This window comes from Faecalibacterium sp. AM43-5AT (assembly GCF_003603345.1).
GTDB classification, from domain to species: domain Bacteria; phylum Bacillota; class Clostridia; order Oscillospirales; family Ruminococcaceae; genus Faecalibacterium; species Faecalibacterium taiwanense.
The window spans coordinates 18,449-30,345 of record NZ_QVGZ01000004.1 but is presented as its reverse complement, the minus strand read 5'-3'; the positions used below and the strand labels follow the sequence as shown (position 1 = coordinate 30,345).

At 60.4% G+C, this 11,897-nt stretch carries 11 protein-coding genes; 4 read left to right on the top strand and 7 right to left on the bottom strand.

The features are described 5' to 3' along the window. Nucleotides 1-53 precede the first annotated feature (53 nt). Both DW937_RS06635 and DW937_RS06630 read left to right on the top strand, forming a co-directional pair. A complete protein-coding gene (locus tag DW937_RS06635; RefSeq protein ID WP_097773801.1) occupies nt 54-740 on the top strand; it encodes a methionine synthase in 687 nt (228 codons plus the stop codon). Beyond that, nucleotides 727-3,159 (top strand): homocysteine S-methyltransferase family protein, encoded by a 2,433-nt coding sequence (locus tag DW937_RS06630; RefSeq protein WP_120120489.1) that lies wholly within the window; start codon nt 727-729, stop codon nt 3,157-3,159. Before DW937_RS06635 ends, DW937_RS06630 begins: the two co-directional genes overlap by 14 nt. Nucleotides 3,160-3,841: 682 nt before the next feature. On the opposite strand, the gene DW937_RS06625 is transcribed toward DW937_RS06630, so the two are convergent. Together DW937_RS06625 and DW937_RS06620 are read right to left on the bottom strand one after the other, a co-directional pair. Further along, nucleotides 3,842-4,390 (bottom strand): phosphatase PAP2 family protein, encoded by a 549-nt coding sequence (locus DW937_RS06625; protein ID WP_120120488.1) that lies wholly within the window; start codon nt 4,388-4,390, stop codon nt 3,842-3,844. A gap of 213 nt (nt 4,391-4,603) precedes the next feature. Further along, on the bottom strand, nt 4,604-5,563 hold the full coding sequence (locus tag DW937_RS06620) for a carbohydrate kinase (protein ID WP_120120487.1): 960 nt from the start codon (nt 5,561-5,563) through the stop codon (nt 4,604-4,606). A gap of 205 nt (nt 5,564-5,768) precedes the next feature. On the opposite strand from DW937_RS06620, the gene DW937_RS06615 reads away from it, so the two are divergent. Next, nucleotides 5,769-7,070: an MATE family efflux transporter gene (locus DW937_RS06615; protein WP_120120486.1), complete on the top strand. Its 1,302-nt coding sequence runs from the start codon at nt 5,769-5,771 to the stop codon at nt 7,068-7,070. 3 nt (nt 7,071-7,073) lie between these two features. Here DW937_RS06615 and DW937_RS06610 read toward each other — a convergent pair whose 3' ends face one another. Then, a complete protein-coding gene (locus tag DW937_RS06610; protein WP_005942868.1) occupies nt 7,074-7,919 on the bottom strand; it encodes an AraC family transcriptional regulator in 846 nt (281 codons plus the stop codon). Nucleotides 7,920-8,043: 124 nt separating this feature from the next. On the opposite strand from DW937_RS06610, the gene ugpC reads away from it, so the two are divergent. Beyond that, the gene (ugpC, locus tag DW937_RS06605; protein WP_120079914.1) at nt 8,044-9,159 is read left to right on the top strand and encodes a sn-glycerol-3-phosphate ABC transporter ATP-binding protein UgpC; all 1,116 of its coding nucleotides are present in this window, start codon (nt 8,044-8,046) and stop codon (nt 9,157-9,159) included. A gap of 116 nt (nt 9,160-9,275) precedes the next feature. Here ugpC and DW937_RS06600 read toward each other — a convergent pair whose 3' ends face one another. From DW937_RS06600 to DW937_RS06585, 4 genes are read right to left on the bottom strand one after another with little or no spacing between them, the layout of a single operon-like run. Next, on the bottom strand, nt 9,276-10,175 hold the full coding sequence (locus DW937_RS06600) for a LysR family transcriptional regulator (protein ID WP_118526697.1): 900 nt from the start codon (nt 10,173-10,175) through the stop codon (nt 9,276-9,278). Nucleotides 10,176-10,187: 12 nt separating this feature from the next. After that, complete coding sequence (gene tsaA, locus DW937_RS06595; protein WP_120120485.1) at nt 10,188-10,886, bottom strand: tRNA (N6-threonylcarbamoyladenosine(37)-N6)-methyltransferase TrmO; 699 nt, start codon at nt 10,884-10,886, stop codon at nt 10,188-10,190. A gap of 12 nt (nt 10,887-10,898) precedes the next feature. Beyond that, nucleotides 10,899-11,117: an aspartate dehydrogenase gene (locus tag DW937_RS06590; RefSeq protein WP_120120484.1), complete on the bottom strand. Its 219-nt coding sequence runs from the start codon at nt 11,115-11,117 to the stop codon at nt 10,899-10,901. A 48-nt stretch (nt 11,118-11,165) separates the two neighbouring features. Beyond that, nucleotides 11,166-11,783 carry a LexA family transcriptional regulator gene (locus DW937_RS06585; RefSeq protein ID WP_120120483.1) on the bottom strand — a complete coding sequence of 206 codons (618 nt, stop codon included), beginning with the start codon at nt 11,781-11,783 and terminating at the stop codon, nt 11,166-11,168. Between the last annotated feature and the right edge of the window lie 114 nt (nt 11,784-11,897).

The following is an 11,897-nucleotide window of genomic DNA, read 5'->3' as shown; positions in this document are numbered from 1 at the left end:
GGTGCGGTATACTTAAGACCACTTTATTTCAAAAAAGCAAGGAGGTGCGGCGGATGATCGGTGCACCGCAGCCGCTGGTGCTGGCAAAACCGGCGGCGATCGATACAGCACAGGCAGCGCGGTATTTCGGGGCCAGAGGGGAACCGGACGACCGCACCATGACCCTGTTGGAAACATGCGCCATGCCGCTGCTGGCAGCGGCAACGCCCCGGGCGGTCTGGCTGGAAGCGGACACGGCTGCCCTTGCCGAAGCAGGCATCCTGCGGGGTGGGGATGTGATGAAGCATCTGGAAAACTGCCCGCAGGCGGTGCTGCTGGCCGTGACGCTGGGCCCCGGCGTGGATGCACAGATCCGCCGTGCCGGTGTGGGAGATATCGCGGCGGGCGTTGCGTCCGACGCACTGGGCAGCGCGCTGGCCGAGCAGGCCGCAGACGCAGCCGAAGCAGAGCTGCGCCAGTGGGCCGCAAAAGAGGGAAAGTATTTGACCGGGCGGTTTTCGCCCGGCTACGGTGACTGGGATATTGCAGTACAGCCGCTGGTGGCAAACGCGCTGGACACGGTGCGCCGGGCGGGCCTGTGTGTGACCGATACCAACCTGATGACCCCGCGCAAGAGCGTGACGGCCATTCTGGGGGTCAGCGGCCACCCGGTAAAGGGAAAACTGGCCGGGTGCGGCCACTGCGTGCTGCGCACCCGGTGTGAGTATAGAAAGAGGGGAAAGACCTGTGCAAGCGAGTGAACTTTTCAAACAGAGCAATACTGTCCTGCTGGACGGCGGCATGGGCACCATGCTGCAGGCTTCGGGCCTGAAGCTGGGTGCAAAGCCGGAGGAACTGAACATCACGAACCCGGAGCTGATCGAGAGCATCCATGCCAAGTATGCCGCTGCGGGCAGCCGCATCGTCAACGCCAACACCTTTGGCGCATCGGCCCACAAGCTGGCGGGCAGCGCCTACAGTCTGGAAGAGATCATTGCGGCGGGCATCGCCAACTGCAAGCGCGCCTGTGCGCCCTACGGTGCCCTGACCGCGCTGGATGTCGGCCCGCTGGGAGAACTGCTGGAACCCAGCGGAACGCTGGCCTTTGAGGATGCGGTGAGCGAGTATGCCCGCATCGTCCGGGCAGGCGCTGCCGCCGGGGCCGACCTCATTTTCTTTGAGACCTTTACCGATCTGTACGAGCTGAAAGCCGCTCTGCTGGCAGCAAAGGAAAACAGCGGCCTGCCTATCTTAGCCAGCATGAGCTTTGAAGCCGGCGGGCGCACCTTTACCGGCTGCACGGTGGAAAGCTTCGGCGTGACCGCCCGTGGCCTGGGTGCCAACGCGGTGGGCATCAACTGCTCACTGGGCCCCAAGGAGATCTTCCCCATGGCAAAGCGTCTGGCAGAGGCTGTGCCCGGCGACTTTCCGGTGTTCGTCAAGCCCAATGCGGGCCTGCCCCGGGCCGACGGCAGCGGCTACGATATCACCCCGCAGCTCTTCGCCATGGAAATGAAGCCCTACCGGGAACTGCACCTGTTTGCGGCGGGCGGCTGCTGCGGCACCACGCCGGAGTTCATCAAGCTGCTGAACAGCGTTTTTGCAGGCTGCGTACCCGGCCGTCCGGCCCACAAAATGCCCTCGGTGCTCTGCACGCCGGTGGACTTTGTCAATGTGGACGGCATCACGGTGGTGGGTGAGCGCATCAACCCCACGGGCAAAAAGCGCTTCCAGCAGGCACTGCGGGAAGAGGATATGAACTACGTTCTGGAGCAGGCGGTCAGTCAGGTGGAAGCCGGTGCTCAGGTGCTGGACGTGAACGTGGGTGCGCCCGGCGTGGACGAGCCTGCCCTGATGCCCAAGGTGGTCAAGGCCCTGCAGAGCGTCACCAGCCTGCCGCTGCAGCTGGATTCATCCAATGTGGAGGCGCTGGAAAACGGCCTGCGCGTTTATAACGGTAAGCCCATCGTCAACTCCACCAACGGCGAGCAGGAAAAGCTGGACGCGATCCTGCCCCTGTGCAAAAAGTACGGTGCGGCCATCGTGGGCCTTGCCATCGATGAGCGGGGCATCCTGCCTGCCGCCGAGGACCGCGCAGCCATTGCCCGCCGCATCACCGAAGCGGCTCTTGCCGTCGGCATCCCGCGGGAGGACATCTACATCGACTGCCTGACCCTGACCGCCAGCGCCCAGCAGAAGGACGTTCTGGCCACCGTGCAGGCGCTGGAAGCCTGCAAAAAAGAGCTGGGCGTGCGCACCATTCTGGGCGTGTCCAACATCAGCTTTGGCCTGCCCTGCCGCTCGTACCTGAACACCACCTTCCTCACCATGGCCATGTACGCCGGGCTGGACCTTGCCATCATGAACCCTTCCAGCGAGGAGATGATGGCGGCGGTGTATGCTTACAACGTGCTGACCAACCGCGATCCGCAGAGCACCAAGTACATTGAGCGGTATGCCGATCGTGTGCCTGCATCCGCAGCCATCCGGCAGGCCGCGCAGGCGGTGCCTGCGGCTTCGGCATCCGGTGAGAGCGCAGAGCTTACCGGCCCTTATGCCCTGCTGATGAAGGCGGTGGAAAAGGGCCTGAAGGGTGATGCTGCCGCCCAGACCAAGGCACTGCTGGCCGAAAAGCAGCCGCTGGAAGTGGTGGACGAAGCACTGATCCCGGCGCTGGACATCGTGGGTGCCAAGTACGAGAAGGGTACGCTGTTCCTGCCGCAGCTGCTGCAGGCTGCAAGTGCGGCCCAGAGCGCCTTTGAGGAGATCAAGAACGTCATTGCCCAGAAGGGCGAGGGCAGCGCCAGCAAGGGCCGCATCGTGCTGGCCACCGTCAAGGGCGACGTGCACGACATCGGCAAGAACATCGTCAAGGTGATTCTGGAAAACTACGGCTTTGAGGTGATCGACCTGGGCCGTGATGTGCCGGTGGAGACGGTGGTGAACACTGTGAGGGAAAAGAATGTGCATCTGGTGGGCCTTTCGGCCCTGATGACCACTACCCTCAAGAGCATGGAGGAAACCATTGCCGCCCTGCACGAAGCGGGCCTGGACTGCAAGATCATGGTGGGCGGTGCGGTGCTCACGCCGGAATATGCCGAGAAGATCGGCGCGGACTGGTACGCCAAGGATGCCAAGCGCAGCGCGGACATCGCCAAGGAATTTTTCGGGGCGCAGTAAAAGAGCGAAGGAGCGGTGTGCCGGAAGCTTTCTCCTCAGACACGAATCGGGCCATTCCATCGCCCGCCCTATTGCCCTTCGGGCAACAGGGTCCCACCCCAGCGGACGGTCTTCGGAGAAACTTCCGGCCCACCATCCCGATAAGCAGGGGTCTCCTTTGAAAACACCTGAAAATCTATTTGCAAATTGTTCAAAAAGTCCACAAAGAAATGCCATGATTGTCTGGTAACATAAGGGTGCAGTCAGGGAGATGCAAAGACATCTCCCCAAAGCCGACAAGGGCTTTCACCTGCGGGGGCTGGTGCATCGGGCACAGCCCAGCAGGTACTTATTAAAACACTGTCCCCCGCCTATGCCAGGCAATCGCCAACGACGGCGGACAGACTACCAAATCCCTCCTGATCCGCCGCAAAGTTCGGGAGTTCTCATACCGCAGCCAGCACCGCTTTATCCTCCTTTCCACGGTGCTGGCTGCTTTTGTTTTTACCTGAATGCAAGAGAACGATCGGGAATAGCCGCCGCGTGCGCTTTGGCTGTTTTAGCGGAAATTCTATTATAATTCGTTGAGCCTCGGAAAAATCTGCGGATTTTTCCGAGGCTCTTTTTCACGAATAGGATCGAAGCGATATACTTCATCTGAATGTAAAAAGCAAAGCGAGAACGAGTGCGAGACGGAGTTGGTTTATACAGTTCGTTTTACTTCGCTGCGTTTCGCCCATTTGTTGCTGATCTTATCTGCCAGCAGGGAGCCGCAGGCCCCCAATGCAAGGCCCAGTGCCACGCCGCCCAGAATGTCGGTGGGAAAATGCACATACAGGTACATCCGCGTGAAGCCGATGAACCCGGCCAGCACAAGAGCCGGGATGCCGAGCCGGCGGTTCTGCAGCCAGAGCGCAAAGGCAGCGGCAAAGGCGGAGGATGTGTGTCCGGAAGGGAAGGACCAGCCATGGGGCCGGGCCACCAGCGTGAGCATTTCGGGCCGGAGGTCGCAGGGGCGCGGGCGTGCGAACAGCGGCTTTAAGGCGCAGTGGCCCGCCAGCATGTAAAAGCCCAGCGCCAGCGCCATGGCCAGCCCGGCCCGGCGGGTGCGCCGGAACGCCAGCAGCACCGCCGTGAAGGCGATCCAGATCTCGCCGTGGGCACCGGCCTGATCGAAAAACACCGCCAGTGCATCCAGCACCGGACAGCGCAGAGCCTGTAAGGCATCCAGAAGGGTAAATTCAAAGGGCATGGATAAAGCCTCCCTGCTTGTTGTTCTTGCCCTTATGGTAACATGGAACCGGGCAGAGAATAAGAACAAGGCTTGTACAAAGGATAAACAAATCTTAAACCGGCAGAAAAGATGTCGGGAACAGAACAAAACTGGAATATATCGGCGCAATACTACAAATTGTAAATAGAAAAGAAGCCCTGCGGTTCTGTGACGTAGGGCATATTGTATGTTTTACTGCATCTGGCTGAGTGTGGGATAGCTGTCGATGGCACCGTGCTGCTGCACGCTGATGCCGCAGAACTGGTTGGAAAAGGCAAGGTATTCGTTCAGCTTTGTTTTGCTGAGCTTTGCCAGTTTTTCCAGTGTCACGCCGTCACGTTCCAGCTGCCACAAAAACGAGCCGATGAAGCCGTCGCCTGCGCCGGTGGTGTCCACAGCCCGGACTTTCCGGCAGGGGGCAAAGCCGTGGGCGGTGCGGGTGTAGGCGTGGGCACCGCTGCTGCCGCAGGTGTACAGCACCAGCTGTACATCGCCCACAAGCAGCTGCGGCAGGGCGGATTCAATGTCCGCAGTGCCGGTGAGAAATTCTAGCTCTTCGTCCGAAATTTTGAGGATATTGGAAAGCGGCAGGAACTGCAGCACGGTCCCGCGCAGCATGTCGCGGTCCGGCCAGAGGGGGAAGCGCAGGTTCGGGTCAAAGCTGACGATAGCACCAGCTTCACGTGCGGCGGAGATGGCCGCAAGGTGAGCGTAGCGCATGGGGCTGTCCACCAGTGACACGCTGCAGTAGTGCAGGGCAAAGGCATCGGCGAACCATGCAGGGTCGATCTGCTCCGGAGAATAAAGCAGGTCGGCCGAGGGTTTGCGGTAGAAGCTGAAGGTGCGGCTGCCGTCCTCTTCCAGACTGACGAAGGCAAGGGCCGTGTTGGCCTTATCGGTAAAGGCCAGATGGGAGAGGTCGATGCCGCAGGCTTCCAATTCCCGGGCGATCTTGTGGCCGAAGGGGTCGTCGCCCAGCTGGCTCAGAAAAGCACTTTTGCCGCCCAGCCGGGCAAAGGCCGCGCACACGTTGGCCGGTGCGCCGCCAGTGCGCGGGCTGAACGAGGGGACCTCGTCAAAAGAACAGCCCACCCTGGACGGGATCATATCGATGAGTGCTTCGCCAATGGAAAACAGTGTGCTGCCGGACATAGAGAACCTCCCAAATTAAGATGCTGGTAATAAAAGACTTCCCCCGGCGAGGGGGATGATTTTGTGACCGCTCCCAGTGTAAGGGCCAGAGCCCGGGCTGTCAATGCTTTTTTGCACGGTACAGGGCGTTTTTGTGTTGACTTGCATTTTGGGGTGTGCTAAAATATGCCGGTATGCGTAAAAAATGCCATGAAAGGGAACTTGGATGAACCTGACAAAACAGTTCTTTAAATATGTATCACAGAATATCTTCGGCCTGCTGGGTACCTCGTGCTACATTCTGGCCGATACCTATTTCATCTCGCAGGCGGCGGGTACCGACGGCGTGACCCTGCTCAACCTCTGCCTGCCGGTCTACAACTTCATCTTTGCCGTCGGCTCCATGGTCGGCCTTGGCGCGGCCACCCGCTATGCCATCCTCAGGGCGCAGGGAGACGAGCGCTGCCAGCGCTATTTTTCCAATGCCATCTTCTGCGCCTGTGTGCTCAGCGTGCCGTTCCTGCTGGTGGGCATTTTTGCGCCCGGCGGCCTTCTGCGGCTGATGGGCGGTGATGCGGGGATCATGGCGCTGGGCATCCCGTATGCCCGTATCTTCCTTATGTTCACGCCCTTCTTCATGTGCAACTATATCGTGTCGGCCTTTGTGCGCAACGACGGCGACCCTTCCCTTGCCATGGTGGCTACCCTGAGCAGCAGCCTGTTCAATGTGGTGTTCGACTATATTTTCATGTTTCCCATGGGGCTGGGGCTGGCCGGTGCGGCGCTGGCCACCGCCGTGTCTCCCATCATCAGCATTTCCATCTGCAGCCGCCACTTCTTTAAAAAGGAGAACAGCGTGCAGTTCGTGCGCCAGCGCCCCTCGGCAAGGCTGCTGGGCCAGAGCTGCCAGCTTGGCATCTCCGGCTTTGTGGGTGAGATGTCCTCCGGCGTTACCACCACCGTGTTCAACTTCCTGCTGCTGGGTCTGGCGGGCAATGTGGCCGTGGCGGCCTATGGCGTGGTGGCGAACTTTGCGCTGGTGGCAACGGCCATCTTCAACGGCGTAGCACAGGGTGCACAGCCGCTGGTGAGCGAGTGCTACGGCAAAAGCGACAAGGCCGGTGCCAGAAAGCTGCTCATCCTGGGCAGCTGCACCGCACTGGTGCTGGCAGCGGTGCTGTACGGCATCATCTTTGGTGCTACCGATGCACTGGTGGGCGTGTTCAACAGCGAAAGCTCCGCCCGGATGGCCCAGTTTGCCCACATGGGCATGCGGCTGTACTTTGTGGGCTACTTCTTTGCCGGTTTCAACATCGTGGCGGCGGGCTATCTGAGCGCGACCAACCGCCCGGTGGAAGCCTCCGTCACCTCCATCTGCCGCGGCATGGTGGCCATCGTGGCCTGCTCGCTGGTGCTGAGCCGCCTGTTTGGCATGAATGGTGTGTGGGCAGCGTTCCCGGCATCGGAACTGCTCACCGCAGTGCTGACCCTGTTTTTGCTGCTGCGCGGTAAAAAGCAGACCGCATAGCCCTTAAATATAAAGCTCCTGTTCGCGCAGAGATTCCTCGGGCGAAAGCCCACTCTGCGCGGCGTGACCGGCCATTGCCCGCCACTGTGCGGGGGATTGGCCGGTTTCTTTTTTGAACACCCGGCACAGGTAGTTGGCACCGGAAAAGCCGCACAGGCTGGCTACCACGTCCAGTGTGTACTCCCGGTGGAGCAGCAGCCGCTGGGCTGCTTCAACGCGCACCGTGGTGAGGTATTTGCCCGGCGGCACGCCAATGGCTGCGGTAAAGGTGCGCACCAGATGGCTCTTGGACACGCCCAGCCGTTCGCTCAGCTCCTCCACGCCGTAAAGGCCCGCGTAGTTTGCGCGGATGTCCTCGATGGCGGCCTGCACCAGCGGCGGCAGGGCGGACGCGGCACTGTCGGCATCGGCCAGCTCACACAACAGTGCGTAGGCCAACTGGCTGCGGGCACGGCTGTGGGCGGCCTTTTCCTCAGCAAGGCGGTCCATCAGTTCGGCAGCGGCCGGGCAGGAACCGCCCTTGGCTAGGAAGGGCAGTTCGTGCAGCCCGGCCAGAAACTGGGAAGCCGCCTGCCCGGTAAGCTGGACGCAGAGCAGATGGCAGATGCTTTCCGGCACAAGGGCCAGCGGGGCACGGCTCAGGATCAGGTGCCCGGCAGGCACGGACTGCGGCGGCAAAATGAGCGCTGCACCCAGCGGCAGCGGCCCGGCAGCAGGTACGGATGCAGAGCACTGGCCGCTGGACACAAGGCACACCCACAGTCCTTCGCCGGAGAGGGTGAGGGGGGCAGACAGCTGCAGATCCTGCACGGAAGCGGGAAAAGCGATGGTGTTCCAGTCAAAAAGCAATATCTGACACCTCTAATCAATAAAATGCTATTTTATATCACAAAATTATCTGTTATTATAGTACCAACGAATGAACACGCCGTCAAGAGCGTGAGAACCTTAAAAATTATGGAGGCAAACGACTATGGCTTCGATCAGCTGCCAGCACATCTATAAGATCTATCCGGGTGCTACCGCTCCCTCTGTTACCGACTTTAACCTGGAGATCCAGGATAAGGAATTCATCATCTTCGTCGGCCCCTCTGGCTGCGGCAAGTCCACCACCCTGCGCATGATCGCCGGTCTGGAGGAGATCTCCAAGGGCGAAATGTACATCGGTGGCCGTCTGATCAACGACGTTCCCCCGAAGGATCGTGATATCGCAATGGTGTTCCAGAGCTACGCTCTGTACCCCCACATGACCGTTTACAAGAACATCGCTTTCGGTCTGGAACTGCGCAAGACCCCGAAGGACGAGATCGACAAGCGCGTGCACGAGGCTGCTAAAATCCTGGAGATCGAGCATCTGCTGGACCGCAAGCCCAAGGCTCTGTCCGGTGGTCAGCGTCAGCGTGTTGCTCTGGGCCGTGCAATGGTTCGTAACCCGGCAGTCTTCCTGCTGGACGAGCCTCTGTCCAACCTGGATGCTAAGCTGCGTACCTCCATGCGCACCGAGATCATCAAGCTGCACAAGAAGCTGGCTACCACCTTCATCTACGTTACCCACGACCAGACCGAGGCTATGACCATGGGCGACCGTATCGTGGTTATGAAGGACGGCATCATCCAGCAGGTCGATACCCCGCAGAACCTGTACGATATGCCTTGCAACATGTTCGTTGCTGGCTTCATCGGCAGCCCCCAGATGAACTTCCTGGACGGCACCCTGATCAAGAAGGGTGAGCTGTACGGTGTTGATCTGGGCGGCGACGTGATCCCCCTGCCCAAGGAGAAGACCGCAGACGGCAAGCTGGATGCTTACGTCGGCAAGAAGATCAAGATGGGCGTCCGTCCCGAGGACATCGACGACGAGCCCGAGTTTATGGCAAAGCACGCTGACTGCCAGCTGGATACTCAGGTGGACGTCTCCGAAATGATGGGCGCTGAGATCTACCTGTATCTGGAGTACAAGGGCAACAAGATGACCGCTCGTGTGGCTCCCACCTCCAAGGCACGCAACGGAGACACCGTCCGCGTTGCATTCGATCCCCACAAGGTCCACCTGTTCGACATCGAGACCGAGCTGACCATCCTGAACTAATATTTAGCGACGATCATTTTTGATCCTCCTATCATAAGAAAAACCGCCGAAGGAAAGCCTTCGGCGGTTTTTCGTTTGTGTGTTCAGCTTTGCGCTTCAATGGACCCGTGCTCTTTTCATTTGCTGGCAGTGCCGGGCGCGGGCTGGCGCACCAGCTCGATAAAGGCTTTCATCTGAGGGGTCAGCCATTTGTCACGGTGATAAAACAGCTGACGATGCATCTCCACGGTGCAGTCCGGCACATTCAGCCGGGCAAGACGACCTGCGGCCAGCGCCGGACGCACGATGTACTCCGGCAGGAAGGAAAGACCCATGCCCTGCTCCACCATCTGGCACAGCAGCGCAGCGCTGCCCAGCTCCAGATAAGGGTGGATGGCAAGGCCGCGGGCGGCAAGGCACTGATCCAAAGCGTCGCGGTAGCTCATGCCGCGCTCAGTGAGCAGAAATTCCTGCCGGGGCAGCTCTTCCAGCGTAACAACTTCCTGCCCGGCAAGCGGGTGAGCCGACGGTGCAATAAAACACACCGGCTCCGGCACATCCGCCGCAAGCACCAGATTGGGCTGCAGCAGGGGCTGGTCCAGCGTATAGGCCAGATCGATCTGATTTGTGCCCAGCATCTGCAGCATTCCGTCGGCAGTGGCGGTGCACAGCACCAGCTCCACCTGCGGGCACAGGGCGTGGTAGCGTTTGAGCAGACCGGGCAGGAAGGTGGAGCACACCGAATCCGCCAGCGCGATGCGCAGACTGCCGCTGATCTGCCGGGCGGGCTGCAGGGCAGCCTGCGCCTGCTGGGCCGTGGCCAGCAGGGTGCGTGCATAGCCTAAAAAGGTCTGGCCCGCATCGGTGAGCCGCACGGTCTTGCCCACGCGGTCGAACAGCGGTGCGCCCAGCTCTGCTTCCAGCTGTGCGATCTGGGAGGACACCGCCGACTGGGAATAGCCAAGCTGCCGCGCAGTGCGGGAAAAGCTGTGCAGCTCGGCGATGTGCAAAAAGGTATTGATGTTCCGCAGTTCCATAAACGCTTCCTCTCAGCGGCGGGCGATGCCAGTCACGGTGAGCACCTCGCCATCCACGGTAAAATGCACCTCTACCGGGCCGAACTCCATGCCGTACACCCGCTGCGGGTCGTGCTGGTAGGAGGGGCGCGGGTCACCTGCCAGTACGCCGGTCAGGGCGGCGCGGTCGGTCTGCGGCACCTGTGCCAGCAATTCGGGCGGGAACTGTACCTGCAGACGGTGGAACTGGGTCTGGCCGGTAAAGCCCTCGGCGGCATCCGGGTGGCAGTCGGCATAGGGGATGTAAGGCTTGATGTCGTAGATGGGGGTGCCATCCATCAGGTCGGCACCGCGCACGATGAGCACCGGGCCAACGTCCGGCCGGTGCTCGATGCCTTCCAGACGCACGCTGGAAAGGCCCAAAGGATTGGGGCGGAACGGCGACCGGGTGGCGAACACGCCCATGCGGGTGTTGCCGCCCAGACGCGGCGGGCGTACAGTGGGGGACCAGCTGTCCCGCACCGCGCCGGAGAACTGCCACACCAGCCAGATGTGACTGAAATCTTCCAGACCGCGCACGGCATCGGCATTGCGGTATTCGGGCGTAAAGATCACCTCGCCGCGCAGCTCGTCCACAAGGCCGCTCTGGCGCGGGATACCGAACTTGGTGGGAAAGGCAGTATGGATATGGGCAATGACCTTCAGGGTCATCTCTTCAGGTGCAGTGGGCATGGTGAACTCCTTTTAATAGATCTTTTTCAGGGGGTATTCCGGCGGGATGCTGTACCGTGCCCGGAATGCGTCCAGTTCCTGAGGCGTGCGAATGAGCTGAACGTCCTCAAAATGGCCATCCGGGGAGATGAAACCGGCCACCTGCTCCCCGGTGCAGATGCTGCACCGCAGTGCAGGCTGCTGGGTGGCGGGGTCGTAAGAACGGGCAGGCTTTTTGCGGGAGAAAAACATGAGAAGCCTCCTTCTTTTATGAAACGTGCCTGAAAGACTGCAGGCGGCTCACAGCCCCCGGCACAGGCCGACAGCGCGGCCCTCAATGTGCAGCTCTTCCAACTGCAGGCCGGTAAAGATCATGGGTGGGCAGACGGCGGCATTGTCCGCAAGCAGCATCACAGCATCACCCTGCCGGTGGAAGTGCTTGAGGGTGGCCTCGCCGCCAATGCGCACTGCGGCGATCTCGCCCTGCTCCACCTCCGGCTGGCAGCGAATGCATACGATGTCGCCGTCGCAGATGGTGGGGGACATGCTGTCACCGTGGCAGGTCAGGGCAAAGTCGGCGCGCCACGCGGCGGGAACGCCGATATAGCGTTCAATGTTCTGCTCTGCCGTGATAGGAGTGCCGCAGGCAATGGAACCGATCAGCGGGACCTGCGTCATGGCAGGCAGCGGCTCAAAGCCCGGCGGCGGACAGGGTGCGTCCAGCCCCAGCAGATAGGCAGGGGTGGTCTCCAACGCGGCTGCCAGCTCTTCCACCTTGGACTGCGGCAGGTCGTTGATGCCTTTTTCCAGTTTGGTAATGGAGGATTTGGACCGATAGCCCATGCGCTGGGCAAGCTCTTCCTGCGAAAGGCCCAGTTCTTTGCGGCGCAGATGCAGACGGGTAGAAAGCTCAGACATGCGAAACCTCTCTGAAAAACGTATGGTTGTTCTGCAAAAAGAATGCTGTTACCAGAAGTATACCAAAAAATTGCATTAAAATCAACTTTTTTCTGCGAATTTGCAAAAATGGGT

Excerpts from the sequence above, each read along its gene's own strand:
- DW937_RS06635 (WP_097773801.1), top strand. The coding sequence starts at position 54 with ATGATCGGTGCACCGCAGCCGCTGGTGCTGGCAAAACCGGCGGCGATC.
- DW937_RS06625 (WP_120120488.1), bottom strand. The coding sequence starts at position 4,390 with ATGCCCTTTGAATTTACCCTTCTGGATGCCTTACAGGCTCTGCGCTGT.
- DW937_RS06620 (WP_120120487.1), bottom strand. The coding sequence starts at position 5,563 with ATGTCCGGCAGCACACTGTTTTCCATTGGCGAAGCACTCATCGATATG.
- DW937_RS06615 (WP_120120486.1), top strand. The coding sequence starts at position 5,769 with ATGAACCTGACAAAACAGTTCTTTAAATATGTATCACAGAATATCTTC.
- ugpC (WP_120079914.1), top strand. The coding sequence starts at position 8,044 with ATGGCTTCGATCAGCTGCCAGCACATCTATAAGATCTATCCGGGTGCT.
- DW937_RS06600 (WP_118526697.1), bottom strand. The coding sequence starts at position 10,175 with ATGGAACTGCGGAACATCAATACCTTTTTGCACATCGCCGAGCTGCAC.
- tsaA (WP_120120485.1), bottom strand. The coding sequence starts at position 10,886 with ATGCCCACTGCACCTGAAGAGATGACCCTGAAGGTCATTGCCCATATC.
- DW937_RS06590 (WP_120120484.1), bottom strand. The coding sequence starts at position 11,117 with ATGTTTTTCTCCCGCAAAAAGCCTGCCCGTTCTTACGACCCCGCCACC.
- DW937_RS06585 (WP_120120483.1), bottom strand. The coding sequence starts at position 11,783 with ATGTCTGAGCTTTCTACCCGTCTGCATCTGCGCCGCAAAGAACTGGGC.